Origin of the sequence: Lederbergia wuyishanensis (genome assembly GCF_022900255.1) — a bacterium.
GTDB classification, from domain to species: domain Bacteria; phylum Bacillota; class Bacilli; order Bacillales; family Bacillaceae_C; genus Lederbergia; species Lederbergia wuyishanensis.
The window spans coordinates 815,714-830,013 of sequence record NZ_JALIRM010000001.1 but is presented as its reverse complement, the minus strand read 5'-3'; the positions used below and the strand labels follow the sequence as shown (position 1 = coordinate 830,013).

Sequence of the window (14,300 nt, the reverse complement as noted above, 5' to 3'; positions counted from 1 at the left end):
ACAATCATGAAGATGAATTACTCCCTTGAGCTTCTTTTTTGAATATTTGGGTTCCTTTCCAGATTAGTAAAAAAAGACGGTATTAACCGTTATCAAACAAGAGTGGCGGATTTAAATCCGCAATTAGGGTGGTACCGCGATTAAAACGTCCCTGCATTTTTTGCAGGGGCTTTTTTGTATTTTTTGGCTCTGTATTATTTGTATGTTGATTTGCTTAAGGCGGTCGCTTTCCGCTTTGGGTTAAAGAGCAACCATTGCCTATAAAATGCATGAGAGGTCTTGATTGACCCGCTTACCCCGCAGGAGTCTCGCTTTTTCAGAGACAATCAATGTAGAAAAAAAATTCACCAATAATTTTTAACAGAGTCATTATCATATAAATGGGAGGAAAAAAAGATGAGATATTTAACAGCAGGGGAGTCGCATGGCCCGCAGCTAACTACAATTTTAGAAGGTGTGCCAGCAGGACTTGAATTAACAGCGGAAATGATTAACCATGAATTGCATAGAAGACAAAAAGGACATGGCCGTGGCCGAAGAATGCAAATTGAGAAGGATCAAGTTCAAATTTTAAGTGGTGTTCGTCATGGTGTTACAATCGGTGCCCCTATCGCATTGGTTGTACAAAACAATGATTTTAAACATTGGCAAAAAATAATGGGAGCTGCTCCAATTAGTGCAGAAGAGCAGGAAGAAGTAAAAAGAAAAATTACTCGACCAAGACCAGGACATGCAGATTTAAATGGAGCAATAAAATACGGCCACCGTGATATGCGGAATGTACTAGAACGTTCATCTGCTAGAGAAACAACAGTTCGTGTTGCAGCTGGTGCTGTTGCTAAAACAATTCTTTCTGAACTTGGCGTTAAAGTTGGTGGGCATGTCATCGAAATCGGTGGAGTGAGGGCTCAAAAAGTTAACTATAACTCAATAGAAGAATTACAGAAAATTACTGAAGAATCATCAGTTCGATGCCTTGATCCTGATGCTGGAGAAAAAATGATGCAAGCCATCGATGACGCAAAGAAAAACGGAGATTCAATCGGAGGTATTGTTGAAGTCATCGTTGAGGGAATGCCGATTGGAGTAGGAAGTTATGTACAATATGACCGTAAGCTTGAAGCAAAACTTGCAGCGGCTGTAATGAGTATCAATGCTTTTAAAGGTGTAGAAATTGGAATTGGTTTTGAAGCAGCCCATCGTCCAGGAAGCCAAGTCCATGATGAAATCCAATGGGATAAGGAAAATGGATATACAAGAAGGACGAATAATGCTGGTGGGTTTGAAGGTGGAATGACAACCGGAATGCCGATTGTTATAAGAGGGGTAATGAAGCCGATTCCTACTCTGTATAAACCATTAGAAAGTGTCGATATTGATACGAAAGAGCCTTTTAAAGCGAGTATCGAACGTTCCGACAGTTGTGCTGTTCCTGCAGCAAGTGTAGTTGCTGAATCTGTCGTTGCTTGGGAACTTGCAGTGGCGTTATTAGAAGAATTTGGGCAAGATCGAATATCTGCCATTAAAGATAATATTGAAAGACATAAAGAATACTCCAAAAATTTTTAAAAGGATGGGTACGCCATGAAGGTTAAAGAACAATTATTAACATTAAAACCTTACATTCCTGGGAAAACGACTGACGAAGTAAAAAGGGAGTACAACTTAGACAAAATTGTAAAGCTTGCTTCTAATGAAAATCCATACGGATGTTCACCAAATGTACTCCAATCAATTACGACAAAAATTCCTAGCTTTGCGATTTACCCGGATGGAGCGGCGACAGAGTTAAGAGAAAAAGTCGCTGAATACCTCGGAGTGGATGGGGACCAGCTCATTTTTTCCAGTGGTCTTGATGAATTAATTCAATATTTAATTAGGGCTTTGTTATCGCCTGAAACAAATACCGTAATGGCTAAGGAAACTTTCCCGCAATATCGCCATCATGCAATTATTGAAAATGCTGAATTAAGGGAAGTCCCTTTAAAGGATGGCCGTCACGATTTGGAAGAAATGGCAAACCAAATAGACGATCGTACGAAAATTGTATGGATATGTAATCCGAATAATCCAACAGGTACTTATGTTAATCAATTAGAGTTAGAGGGATTTTTAAGCAAAGTTCCGAATCATGTTCTTGTTGTTTTAGACGAAGCATACTTCGAATATGCAACGAATGATGACTATCCTAACACCATTCCATTGTTAAACAAATATGAAAATCTTTTAATCATGAGAACATTTTCAAAAGCATTCGGTCTTGCAGGTTTTAGGATTGGGTATGGAATTGGAGCACCTTCACTTATTAAACAATTAGAAGTGGCAAGACTCCCATTTAATACTTCGGCACTGGCACAAACAGCTGCCATTGCTGCATTGGATGACAAAGATTTCGTTGAAAATACTGTCGCTGTAAACGCAAAAGAACTAGTAAAATATTATCAATTTTTTGATGAACATCAAATTTCTTATTATCCATCTCAAGGAAATTTTGTTTTTATTAATATTTCCGGACTTTCTAGTAATGAAATATTTCAACGATTATTGGAAAAAGGCTGGATTGTTCGTGCATTTCCCAATGGCGTACGTATCACGATAGGGAAAGAAGAGGAAAATGAAGAATTGATGAAAATCATCGCGGAAATTGCGAGTGTTAAACTTTCGTAAAGAATAGGCTGTGTAAAAATGGATGATTTGAAACGAGTATTATTGGTAGGGGTTGGGCTGATCGGTGGATCGGTCGCCCTGGCAATAAAAAAGGAACATCATGTCCATATTGTTGGCTTTGATGTCAAATTAGATAATTGCCAATTAGCAAAAAAATTAAATATTATTGATGACTTTACGGAGAAACTCGAGGAGGAAGCATCTAAAGCTGATCTAATTATTTTGGCTTGTCCAGTAGATAAAGCAGAGCAGATTCTAGAAAAACTCTCCGTTCTACCATTAAAAGAAGATGTTATTATTACAGACGTAGGCAGTACTAAAGCTAAAATTATGGAAAAAGCTGAAGAGTACTTTAATAATGGTATTCCATTTATTGGCGGGCATCCGATGGCTGGATCACATAAAGTGGGACCTGGCAGTGCTAGAGCACATTTATTTGAAAATGCATTCTATGTGTTAACCCCATCCCAAAATGCCACAAATGGTAAAATCGATATTTTGAAAAAATGGTTAAAAGGGACAAATGCTAACTTTATAATAATGGATCCAAAAGAACATGATTTAGTAACGGGTGTTGTTAGTCATTTTCCACATATCGTTGCAGCTAGTTTGGTGCGCCAAGTGGAAAATCATGCTTCCCAAAACGAACATGTTAAATATCTTGCTGCAGGTGGATTTAGAGATATAACCAGAATCGCTTCTTCGAGTCCGGAAATGTGGAGGGATATTGTCAAACATAATCAACCTATTCTGCTCTCTTTATTAGATCAATGGATGTCAGAAATGAATGAAGTAAGACAATTGGTTGAAGAGGGAGACAATGAAGAGCTGTATCATTATTTTGATGGTGCAAAAAAATATCGTGATTCATTACCTGTCCGAGCAAAAGGAGCCATTACTGCATTCTATGATTTATATGTAGATATACTCGATAAACCAGGGGTTATCTCAGATATCACAACACTTCTTGCCCAAGAAAATATCAGCATTACAAATATTAGGATTATTGAAGCACGCGAGGATGTTTACGGAGTTCTTAGAATTAGTTTTCAAACCGAAAAGGATCTTGAGAGAGCAAAAGTTTGTTTAGAAAACAGAGGGTATGAGACGTATATCAGTATGTGAGGAGTGGAGAAATTGACCGTACGACTAAAAGGGGAAATGAAAGTACCAGGAGATAAATCGATTTCACATCGTGCCGTTATGCTAGGTTCTATTGCTCACGGAAAGACTGTGATTGATGGGCTTTTAACTGGAGATGATTGTCTAAGTACTATAGATTGTTTTAGAAAACTTGGTGTTGAGATCCATTTAGATGGAGAACATGTAGAGATTGAAGGTAAAGGGTTAGAAGGATTAAAGGAGCCTAGTCAATTTTTAGATGTTGGGAATTCTGGTACGACTATTAGACTTATGTTAGGTATTTTATCCAGTCTTCCGTTCCATACTACAGTAATAGGTGATGAGTCGATTGCCAAAAGACCTATGGGAAGGGTAACGATACCATTGAAAGAAATGGGCGCTAAAATTGACGGTCGTGCAGAGGGCAAATTCACACCGTTAGCAGTCCGTGGCGGCGGACTAAAAGGAATTAATTACAATTCACCTGTAGCAAGTGCACAAGTAAAATCAGCTATTCTTCTAGCAGGAATATTTGCTGATGGAGAAACATCTGTTTTAGAACCCGAGAATTCTCGTGATCATACAGAGCGAATGCTCCAAGAATTTGGTGGTTCTGTTGAAACGAAAGGTTTGAAAAAAACTGTCAGAGGAAAACAGACACTAAAGGGATCTTCTATTAATGTTCCTGGAGATATTTCTTCTGCTGCATTCTTTCTTGTAGCAGGGTCCATTATTCCAGGTAGTGAAATCATTATCAAAAATGTCGGAATTAATCCTACTAGAACTGGAATTTTGGATATACTAACCAATATGGGTGCAGATATCACCATTCATAATGTAAATGACCAAGTGATGGAGCCTTATGCAGATATTACAGTTCGCTATTCTAATTTGAAAAGCGTCGAAATAAGCGGGGATATTATTCCTAGGCTGATTGATGAGATTCCAATCCTGGCTCTCGCTGCCACACAGGCTGAAGGTATAACGGTTATTAAAGATGCAGCTGAATTAAAAGTAAAAGAAACAAATCGAATAGATACCGTTGTAGATGAATTAAAGAAACTTGGAGCCAATATAGAAGCAACGGAAGATGGAATGAAAATCTATGGAAAATCTAACTTGCATGGAGCTCAAGTTAGCAGCCATGGAGACCATCGAATCGGGATGATGCTCGCAATTGCAAGCTGCTTGGCGTCGGGCGAAACACATATTCAAAATACCGAGGCTATTACCATTTCGTATCCTGGATTTTTCGAGCAATTAGAAGAGCTAAAACAATAAATTTTCATTTTTTTTAAAGGAAGGGAGATGTCGGTGTGCCGCGAATTATTTCTGTTGGAACAGCAGTCCCAGAACATGCTATTTCTCAAGATGAGACAATGGAATTCGCAAAACAACTTTTCTCCGATTCAGTGAAGGATATTGATCGCCTACTTAAAGTCTTTCATAACGGGGAAATTGAAAAACGCCATTTTGTAAAAAATATAGAATGGTACCGACAGAACCACTCATTCTCGGATAAAAACGATGAATTTATTGATTTAGCTGTAGATTTAAGCATAAATGCAATAAAAAATTGCCTAAAATCACCAACTTTACAAAGATCAATTTCTTATGACGAAATAGAAGCAATTATTATGATTAATACAACTGGAATGGCAACACCAAGTTTGGAAGCACGAATTATGAACAGATTGCCATTTTCCCAAAATACAAAAAGAATTCCGATTTGGGGACTTGGCTGTGCAGGTGGCGCTGCTGGGCTTTCAAGGGCATATGAATATTGCCGTGGATTTCCTGATTCAAAAGTTTTAGTTGTAGCAGTAGAGTTATGTAGTCTTACTTTTCAAAAAGATGATTTAAGTAAAAGTAACATAATCGGGACTTCTCTTTTTGCAGATGGAGCAGCAGCGGTGCTTATTGGTGGAGATGAAATAAACTTTTCTGAGATCATAGAAAAAAATATTCCTTCTATAATAGATACACAATCAACATTAATGAATGATTCATTGGACATAATGGGGTGGAATATAAAAGATAATGGTTTGTATGTTGTATTTTCTAAAGACATTCCATCCATTGTAAAAGAGTGGCTAAAACCGGAAGTAGAGAAATTGCTTGTACATAATCAAATAACGATTCCTCATATAAAGCATTTTATTGCGCATCCTGGTGGGAAAAAAGTATTAAATGCCTATGAGGAAGCATTAGGTTTGCCAAGGGAGAGAACGTCAAACTCACTTGATGTTTTACGGGAATATGGAAATATGTCATCTGTGACTGTATTATTTGTTCTAGAACGTTTTTTGCAGCAGGAGATTAATCGTGGCGACTATGGAGTCATTGCAGCACTAGGGCCGGGCTTTAGTTCTGAATTGCTGCTAGTCAGGTGGGAATGATGTTTTTCCTTATATTATTGTTAATTGTGATTGCGCAAAGGCTAATAGAACTAAGAATCGCAAAAAGAAATGAAGAGTGGATGTTACAACACGGGGCGAAAGAATATGGTCAAAATCACTATTTTTTCATGGTCCTTATGCATGCAGGATTTTTCATATCTTTAATTATGGAGTATTTTTTCCGTAATCATGCATTAAATGCGTTTTGGCCAGTATTTCTTTTAATTTTTATAGTTGCACAGATCGCGCGTATATGGGTTATCACTTCGCTTGGAAAGTACTGGAATACTAAAATAATTGTACTTCCAGGAATTAAAGTAGTAAAAAAGGGTCCATTCAAATATGTAAAGCATCCAAATTATATCATCGTGACAATAGAATTATTTGTTATTCCAATGATTTTTAATTTGTACATAACTGCTACTTTGTTTTTAATTTTGAATCAGATTATTCTTAAAGTGAGAATACCAATTGAAGAAAAGGCATTGAGTGAAAATACGGATTACACTGAAAGATTTGATTAAAATTTGTCTAGTTCCAATATTATTAGGAACTGGACTTTTTTAGTGTTTTTGAATACTATATGAAAATCCTATATTCTCATGTAAAATAGGATGTAATGATTATAATGAGGGGTTTGTTGTTACACATGTCAAAAGTCTTGCAATCATCTGTGGTTGAAGCACAGTTAAATAGGATACTTATTTTAATGGAACGCTTTCAGGAGCACGGGGATCAAAAAAGTGCTGATAAAGCTCAAAAGCTAATAAAAAAACTCGTGGATCGTGAATTCATTGTAGCATTTAGTGGTCATTTTTCGGCTGGTAAATCAACAATGATTAATTCCCTAGTTGGAGAAAATATCCTCCCATCTAGTCCAATCCCTACAAGTGCTAATCTAGTTAAAATTCATCATGCAAAAGAAGACTATGCAAAAGTATTTTATCGTTCTGAAAAGCCTTTATTATTTAATGCACCTTACGATTTTGCGACAGTTAAGGAATTTTGCAAAAACGGAGATGTAACAGAAATCGAAATTGGAAGGAAAGATTCGAACCTTCCGTACGGTGTGACAGTGATGGATACTCCGGGGGTCGATTCTACTGACGATGCCCATCGGCTTTCTACTGAATCTTCTTTGCATCTAGCAGATGTTGTTTTTTACGTGATGGACTATAACCATGTTCAATCTGAGTTGAACTTCACTTATACACGAAATTTATTAGATCACGGAGTTAAATTATATTTAATCATTAATCAAATTGATAAACATAATGATACTGAGCTCTCATTCCAACAATATAAACAAACGGTCATCGATTCTTTTGCAGCATGGAATGTAGAGCCTTCTGGTGTTTTTTTTACATCACTGAAAAAAGCAGACTATCACGAGAATGAATATGAAACTGTAAAATTGTTAATTGATGATTGTTTCTCCAATCAAGAAGAGTGGCTTGAAACAACGATAGAGAAAGCGACCAATCAATTGATGAAGGAACACACAAATTGGTTGTCCGATGAAAGAAAAGCTGCTGCTGAACCATTAGAGCAATTATTAGCAGATATGAATAAAGAAGAATTAGAAAAAGTATTTGATGAAGAAAAACAGCTTTTATCGCAAAAAGAAATTCTATTAGCCGCAGTGGGAAAATGGGAAAAGGATTTTATTTCAGAACGAGAGAGCTTGCTTCAGAATGCATACCTAATGCCGTATGAAACTCGTGAACTTGCAGCTCAATTTTTAAAGACTCACCAACCTAACTTTAAAGCAGGACTCTTTTTCAGTAAGAAAAAGACTGAATTGGAAAGAGAAGCATCATTAGAACTCTTTGCAGAGAGTGTTAAAAAGCAAGTAGAGTCTCAAATTGATTGGCACTTAAGAGAATGGGCAGCCAAAAAGCTATCTGATTCTGGTGTTTTACAGGAGGATCTTCAAGTTGAAGCTCAAAATCTAACTGTTAATTTTGAAAAGTCATTATTTATTGATGCTATTAAAAAAGGTGCAGGATTAACAGGAGAATATATATTGCAATATTGTGAAGATGTTTCTAGCTTAATTAAGAAAAAGGCGAGAGAAGCAACAGAAAACTTTCAAAAATCCCTTTTCGCTGCCTTTAAAACAAATATAAATATACATTTAACTGAGATTGAAACAAAGTTAAACAAAATGGGTATTACTACTTCGGCTTTACATTCATTACGCCAATTAGAACGTGATCTTGAAGAAAAAATTAATCAATGTTCTGTCCCAACTGGAAAGGAGCATTCACTACTCCAAACACTACTAGTAAATTGGAAAACGGAACAAGAAGATATTCGGATTTTTACAGGTGAAAGCATTCATCAAAACGAGGAAAATATAGTTTCAGATGTAATAACTAATACTCCCGTTGTAAATAAGGATGAAATAGATATTCAAAATGTCATTTCAAAAATTGATAAGGCGATTGTATGCCTTGAGAATGAAGCAAGTTTTAAAAGAATTACCTCTCAATTAAAGGAAAAGCTTGCCCGACTACAAAATCGTGAGTATACAATTGCCCTTTTTGGTGCTTTCAGTGCTGGAAAATCGTCATTTGCCAATGCACTATTAGGAGAGAAGGTTTTACCAGTATCTCCCAACCCAACGACAGCTGCGATCAATCGGATTTGTCCTGCGACAAACGAACATAAACATGGTACCGCAGATGTTCATTTTAAAACGGAAGAGCAAATGCTTGCCGATATTGCCCATTCATTATCATTATTTGAAATTCATTGTACATCATTGGCTGATGCGTACTCAAAAATTCCTAGTATCCTAAGAGATTTAGATTATAGTGGAAAAGAAAAAATACATCTATCCTTTTTAAACGCATTCCATAATGGTTTTAAAAATCATCAACATCAATTAGGAACGGTATTAACAACTGATTTAGAAGAATTCCATCGTTTTGTTGGTCAGGAGACACAGTCTTGCTTTGTCGAATCGATTGACCTTTATTATGATTGTGAGTTTACAAAACAAGGGATTACACTTGTTGATACACCGGGAGCTGATTCAATTAATGCTCGACATACAGGCGTTGCATTTGATTATATTAAAAATGCAGATGCGATTCTTTTTGTCACGTACTACAATCATGCTTTTTCAAAAGCGGATCGTGAATTCCTCATTCAATTAGGAAGGGTAAAAGATGCTTTTGAATTAGATAAAATGTTCTTTATTGTAAATGCTATTGACCTAGCAAGTTCTGATGAAGAATTAAAAGATGTACTAGATTATGTTCATCAAGAACTGGTCACAAACGGAATTCGTTTTCCTAAAATCTTTGGCATTTCTAGTAAACTTGCATTAAGTAACAGAAATGAATCAAAAATTGATTCATTTACTCGAGAATTTAATCACTTTTTAAATAATGATTTATCTCAATTAGCGATTCAATCTGCAGAATCAGATTATCATCGCATCATTTTCATGCTTGATCAATTGATACATGCAGCAAGTGAAGATGAAGTGGTTAAAAATAAAAGGATAGAGGAATTGCAAACTGCAAAAGCTGAAATAGCGATTTTACTTCAAGAATCGGAACCAAGCTTACTAAAGAAACAATTGTCACAAGAAGCGAAAGAATTATTATTTTACGTAAAGCAAAGAGTATTTTACCGTTTTCCAGACTTTTTCAAAGAGTCCTTTAACCCAGCTGTGCTCCAAAATAACAGTCGCAAGTTGCTAGCAAAATGTCTGGAGGAATTATTGCAGTCTACAGGATATGATTTTGCCCAAGAATTAAGGGCTACATCATTAAGGCTTGAACGATATATACAAAAGGTGATGTTAAACCGGATAGGAAATTTGGAAAAAGAAATTCAAGTTATCAAGAAAGAATTGACTGTTTCTGGTTGGGAAGTCAGCCCTATCGAAACACCTGAGTTTGAATCGGCATTTAAGAATATTGACAGAAGCTCATTGGAAGGAAGCTTTAAATTCTTTAGAAATCCGAAGTCCTTTTTTGAACAAAACGAAAAGAAGAAAATGGAAGAGGCTTTAGAAAATCTCCTCTCTCCTCTTACAGATGAATATATACAGATTCAGCTTGTGGAACTAGAAAATTATTATCACACTTTAATTGATAAGGAGTTCAGTAAACTGATTAATCATGTATCTTCAGACGTTAACGATCAGTTTGAGGGATGGCTAGAAGCACTATCTGATCATGAAAAATTAGCTGGATGGAAAAGAATTCGGTCCAGTTTGGAGGGATGAACATGAGATTTATTAAATCTGTTTCTTGGTTGCATGAACAATTAAAAGATGAAAACATCAAGGTAGTAGATTGTAGATTTGCTCTTTCAGACCCTGAATACGGTAAAAATGCTTATCTAGAAGGCCATATTCCAGGAGCTGTTTTTTTCGATTTGGAAGAGGATTTATCGTCTCCTGTTTCAGTACATGGGGGACGTCATCCTTTGCCGGAGGTTGATGTTTTTACCGAAAAATTAAGTAAAGTAGGGATTACACAAGAAACAACTGTTATTGCCTATGATGATGGCGAAGGTTCTTATGCTGGCCGTTTTTGGTGGCTACTTTCTTACTTAGGACATGGAAATGTTTATATTTTAAATGAAGGATATAAGGCATGGAAGGAAGCGGGGCATGTAGTAACAGTTGAAATTCCTACTTATGACTATGTTGAGTTTGTGCCTTCTATTATAGATGAAATGCTTGCTTCATTTGAACAAGTTAAAAACCACAATGGAATATTAATTGATTCAAGAGCAAAAGAGCGCTATTTAGGACTCGTAGAGCCACTTGATAAGAGAGCTGGCCATATTCCAGGAGCAATTAATATTGTATGGACAGAAGGATTCAAAAACGGTACTTGGAAAGATATTGAATCGCAAAAAGAACGATTTTCTAATTTAGACAAGGAAGAAGATATCATAGTTTATTGCGGATCCGGCGTGACAGCTACACCTAATATCTTAGCATTAAAAGCATGTGGATTTAAAAACGTAAAACTATATGCCGGCAGTTATTCCGACTGGGTCTCGTATGATGAAAATCCGGTGGAAACAGGCGAAAATCCTAAAGTTTGATATAATGGTATTATAATTTTGAATAAGAGGTGTTTACAATTTCAAATCCACACTTATTATTAATAGACGGCATGGCTCTATTGTTCCGCTCGTTTTATGCAACGGCTCTACGAAATAATTTCATGTTTAACAGTAAAGGTGTCCCAACAAATGGAGTTCAGGGATATATAAAACATTTGCTTACAGCTGTAGAAAAGTTCGATCCGACTCATGTTGCCGTATGCTGGGATATGGGGAGTAAGACGTTTCGCAATGAAATGTATGATGGGTATAAGGCAAACCGGCAAGCCCCTCCTGTCGAAATGATTCCGCAGTTTGATCTTGCAAAAACAGTTACTGATTCATTTGGAATCATGAGTATTGGACTAGCTGGATATGAGGCTGATGATTGTATTGGTACAATAAGCAATCAATATAAAGAGCAAGCAAAAATAACTGTTTTAACGGGGGATCGAGACTTACTACAAATCATAGATGACCGTATTTCTGTCTTGATTATGCAAAAGGGAATTGGGAATTATCAGCATCATACGAAGTCTAGTTATTTTGAAGAGTTTAAATTACATCCGAAACAGTTAATTGATGTTAAGGCGTTAATGGGGGATACTAGCGATGGTTATCCAGGTGTAAAAGGAATTGGAGAAAAAACAGCTTTTAAACTTATTCAAGATCATAAAGATATAGAAGGATTACTTGCGAATATTCAAACACTTTCACCTTCATTGCAGAAAAAAATTAATAACGATATAGAAATGTTGCATTTATCTCGTCAATTGGCATCCATAGAATGTAATGTTCCAATTTCGATAGATTTTAATGATACTGCATGGAGTATTTCGCAATCTACGTCAATGGACATTTGTGACGAATTCGAATTAAAGACAGTACGTAATCATTTATTGAAAACAAAGTGGTTTGAAGAAAAAGATATATTCGCAAGCAGGTTATAAAAGGGGATGTTCAAAAAGTCCGGTAAAAATAACACTACAAATTTTATTAGTGCGGACACTGCGACATGACGGCTCGGACTTAGTCAGCCAACGTATAGGATGCACTAGTGTTGGCTTTTTTGTCAAAATGTCAGTATACTTAGCCGACTTAGTCCTTTTTATCCTCTTTTTTGAACACGCATTAAAAGGAGAAAAGCTAATTGATCACGGAACTTATTGATTTGGAAAACTACCTCATGACTCTCGAAGCAAAAGGCTTTAAGTTTAAAGACGAAGCTATTTCTTTTATTTACTTTGGGAAACAATCGACAGGAACAGATGATTATATTGTTTCATTAGCAATTGAATTAACACTAAAAACTCAGAAGCGATTTGATGGAAGTTTTTATTTATCTATACTGGAAAGACTAAAGGAACATAATATAAAAACTAAAACAGAAGCATATGGATTAATGGAAAAGATGGGGTTAAAAGCACATAAATGAGTATGTGCTTTTTTTCGTAGGAAGAAGTTTTCATGGAATCTATTGGCATGTAAATAATGGCGAAATAAAGGTGAATATTGGTAAAATGGATAGTAAAATTGAGATAGTGCAAGCAACATAAAAGAAAAGCTCACTTAATCATGACTTTTCCAGGTGAATTTATGCTTTATAGATTTAATCGAATGGCTTGTTTTGCTAATTGATCCGCCTGCTTATTTTCTTTAGAAGGTATCCATTTTATAAAAAATAGCTCAAATTGGGATGCTAAAGACAAAGCTTGTGTCAAAAGATCTCGATGCTTTACATTCCTTGAAAATTCTTTTTCAACTGCATCGACGACCGTTGTTGAATCTGATCTGACGGAAACGATAGAAAACCCATGGTCAATACAAATTTCCAAGCTTTTAATTAGTGAGTGGAATTCTGCTTCGTGATTATTCATTGTACCGAGTGGAATAGAAAAAGATTCGACTTTACCGTTATTTTTTATATAAATACCAGCACCACTAGCTCCTGGATCTCCAGCACTAGCACCATCTATGTAAACTTCAATCATTTAGTTTTACTCCTTCTACAAGTAGGCTAGGCATAACCATGTACTTATAAAAACATATTTAAGCCCTCTTTTTATTATTGTGTAGAAATAATATCTATGGGAAATATTTTACCTAAAGAAAGATAAGATGTGAATCATATTTGATTGAAAAGGTGTGGTGATATTGAAATATAAAGTAAAATTTGAATACAAAGGCGCTAAAACGAAAAAAGTGTCAATGGAAACAGAGTGGCTCGATGAAATTTATATTGATAATCTCCTTGAGGATTTGCAGCGAACGGGGCGTGTTTTAGATTTACTCATCATCGACGAAATGGAAAGAGAATGGAATCGAAAGGAATATTCTAAATTAAAGATAAAATTAGAACTCGAACCTGTTGATCCGATTATCTATTTTGATGGAGGATTCGATATCCAATCGGGGACAGCAGGAATAGGTATTGTTATTTATTACAAAAAAGGCAAAGAAAAGTATAGATATCGTGCAAATGCAAAGCTCGAACAATTAGAAAATAATAATGAAGCTGAATATGCAGCTTTGTACAATGCACTATTATTTTTAGAGAATCTCGGAATGAAAAGTCTTCCTGTTGAGATAAAAGGTGATTCACAGGGCGTGATTAAACAGTTAGAAGGCGAATGGCCATGCTATGAAAAAGTTCTGAACAAGTGGCTCGACAGAATTGAAGCAAAAATTTTAGATTTAGGCTTGAAGCCAAATTATGAAATTATTGCACGACGTGACAATAAGGAAGCCGATAAACTCGCGACGCAAGCACTTACAAACAACATCATCGAAGGTCACATGAAAATAGTTTGATGCATCTAGGAAGGTTGATTAAATGAAACGAACGGAAATCTTTAAGGAAATTGATGGTTTAATCACAACATATTGTGAAGGTTGCTTCCTACATTTTCATTTTAAAAAAGAATTCAGTAAATCTTACGCTCATAAGTTTTGCATCAATCAATGTACAGTAGGGCAGAAACTGCAGGAAAAGGGAAAAATATTAATAAACAATCAAAAATAAAAGGCTAGCCA

Annotated in this window: 13 protein-coding genes and 1 other annotated feature (1 of these 14 cut by a window edge); of the genes, 12 read left to right on the top strand and 1 reads right to left on the bottom strand. The window is 35.8% G+C overall.

Annotated features, from left to right (window positions below):
- Window positions 1–156, top strand: a binding site (T-box leader); it begins 75 nt to the left of the window's first position.
- Window positions 157–396: 240 nt separating this feature from the next.
- The 10 genes from aroC (at window position 397) to MT489_RS04005 (ending at window position 12,702) form a co-directional block, all read left to right on the top strand.
- Complete coding sequence (aroC, locus tag MT489_RS04050; protein WP_244680206.1) at window positions 397–1,569, top strand: chorismate synthase; 1,173 nt, start codon at window positions 397–399, stop codon at window positions 1,567–1,569.
- Window positions 1,570–1,584: 15 nt separating this feature from the next.
- A complete protein-coding gene (gene hisC, locus MT489_RS04045; RefSeq protein WP_244680205.1) occupies window positions 1,585–2,667 on the top strand; it encodes a histidinol-phosphate transaminase in 1,083 nt (360 codons plus the stop codon).
- Between the two features lie 18 nt (window positions 2,668–2,685).
- Window positions 2,686–3,792: a prephenate dehydrogenase gene (locus MT489_RS04040; protein ID WP_244680204.1), complete on the top strand. Its 1,107-nt coding sequence runs from the start codon at window positions 2,686–2,688 to the stop codon at window positions 3,790–3,792.
- A gap of 12 nt (window positions 3,793–3,804) precedes the next feature.
- Complete coding sequence (gene aroA, locus MT489_RS04035; RefSeq protein ID WP_280518477.1) at window positions 3,805–5,070, top strand: 3-phosphoshikimate 1-carboxyvinyltransferase; 1,266 nt, start codon at window positions 3,805–3,807, stop codon at window positions 5,068–5,070.
- 35 nt (window positions 5,071–5,105) lie between these two features.
- Window positions 5,106–6,188, top strand: coding sequence for a type III polyketide synthase (locus MT489_RS04030; protein ID WP_244680203.1), 1,083 nt, complete (start codon window positions 5,106–5,108; stop codon window positions 6,186–6,188).
- Complete coding sequence (locus tag MT489_RS04025) at window positions 6,188–6,712, top strand: isoprenylcysteine carboxyl methyltransferase family protein (RefSeq protein WP_244680202.1); 525 nt, start codon at window positions 6,188–6,190, stop codon at window positions 6,710–6,712. The genes MT489_RS04030 and MT489_RS04025 overlap by 1 nt, the downstream gene beginning before the upstream one ends.
- Window positions 6,713–6,837: 125 nt before the next feature.
- Window positions 6,838–10,434 (top strand): dynamin family protein, encoded by a 3,597-nt coding sequence (locus MT489_RS04020; protein ID WP_244680201.1) that lies wholly within the window; start codon window positions 6,838–6,840, stop codon window positions 10,432–10,434.
- A gap of 2 nt (window positions 10,435–10,436) precedes the next feature.
- Window positions 10,437–11,267, top strand: coding sequence for a sulfurtransferase (locus MT489_RS04015; RefSeq protein ID WP_244680200.1), 831 nt, complete (start codon window positions 10,437–10,439; stop codon window positions 11,265–11,267).
- Between the two features lie 38 nt (window positions 11,268–11,305).
- A complete protein-coding gene (locus MT489_RS04010) occupies window positions 11,306–12,217 on the top strand; it encodes a 5'-3' exonuclease (RefSeq protein WP_244680632.1) in 912 nt (303 codons plus the stop codon).
- Between the two features lie 200 nt (window positions 12,218–12,417).
- Entirely contained in the window at window positions 12,418–12,702 is a 285-nt protein-coding gene (locus MT489_RS04005) for a DUF6123 family protein (RefSeq protein WP_244680199.1), read from the top strand.
- Between the two features lie 166 nt (window positions 12,703–12,868).
- Here MT489_RS04005 and MT489_RS04000 read toward each other — a convergent pair whose 3' ends face one another.
- Window positions 12,869–13,258, bottom strand: coding sequence for a reverse transcriptase-like protein (locus tag MT489_RS04000; RefSeq protein WP_244680198.1), 390 nt, complete (start codon window positions 13,256–13,258; stop codon window positions 12,869–12,871).
- A 163-nt stretch (window positions 13,259–13,421) separates the two neighbouring features.
- On the opposite strand from MT489_RS04000, the gene MT489_RS03995 reads away from it, so the two are divergent.
- Complete coding sequence (locus MT489_RS03995) at window positions 13,422–14,078, top strand: reverse transcriptase-like protein (protein ID WP_244680197.1); 657 nt, start codon at window positions 13,422–13,424, stop codon at window positions 14,076–14,078.
- Between the two features lie 22 nt (window positions 14,079–14,100).
- Window positions 14,101–14,289, top strand: coding sequence for a zinc-finger domain-containing protein (locus MT489_RS03990; protein WP_244680196.1), 189 nt, complete (start codon window positions 14,101–14,103; stop codon window positions 14,287–14,289).
- The last annotated feature ends 11 nt before the right edge of the window (window positions 14,290–14,300 follow it).

Excerpts from the sequence above, each read along its gene's own strand:
- MT489_RS03990 (WP_244680196.1), top strand. The coding sequence starts at position 14,101 with ATGAAACGAACGGAAATCTTTAAGGAAATTGATGGTTTAATCACAACA.
- MT489_RS04040 (WP_244680204.1), top strand. The coding sequence starts at position 2,686 with ATGGATGATTTGAAACGAGTATTATTGGTAGGGGTTGGGCTGATCGGT.
- MT489_RS04020 (WP_244680201.1), top strand. The coding sequence starts at position 6,838 with ATGTCAAAAGTCTTGCAATCATCTGTGGTTGAAGCACAGTTAAATAGG.
- MT489_RS04015 (WP_244680200.1), top strand. The coding sequence starts at position 10,437 with ATGAGATTTATTAAATCTGTTTCTTGGTTGCATGAACAATTAAAAGAT.
- MT489_RS04025 (WP_244680202.1), top strand. The coding sequence starts at position 6,188 with ATGTTTTTCCTTATATTATTGTTAATTGTGATTGCGCAAAGGCTAATA.
- aroC (WP_244680206.1), top strand. The coding sequence starts at position 397 with ATGAGATATTTAACAGCAGGGGAGTCGCATGGCCCGCAGCTAACTACA.
- hisC (WP_244680205.1), top strand. The coding sequence starts at position 1,585 with ATGAAGGTTAAAGAACAATTATTAACATTAAAACCTTACATTCCTGGG.
- MT489_RS04000 (WP_244680198.1), bottom strand. The coding sequence starts at position 13,258 with ATGATTGAAGTTTACATAGATGGTGCTAGTGCTGGAGATCCAGGAGCT.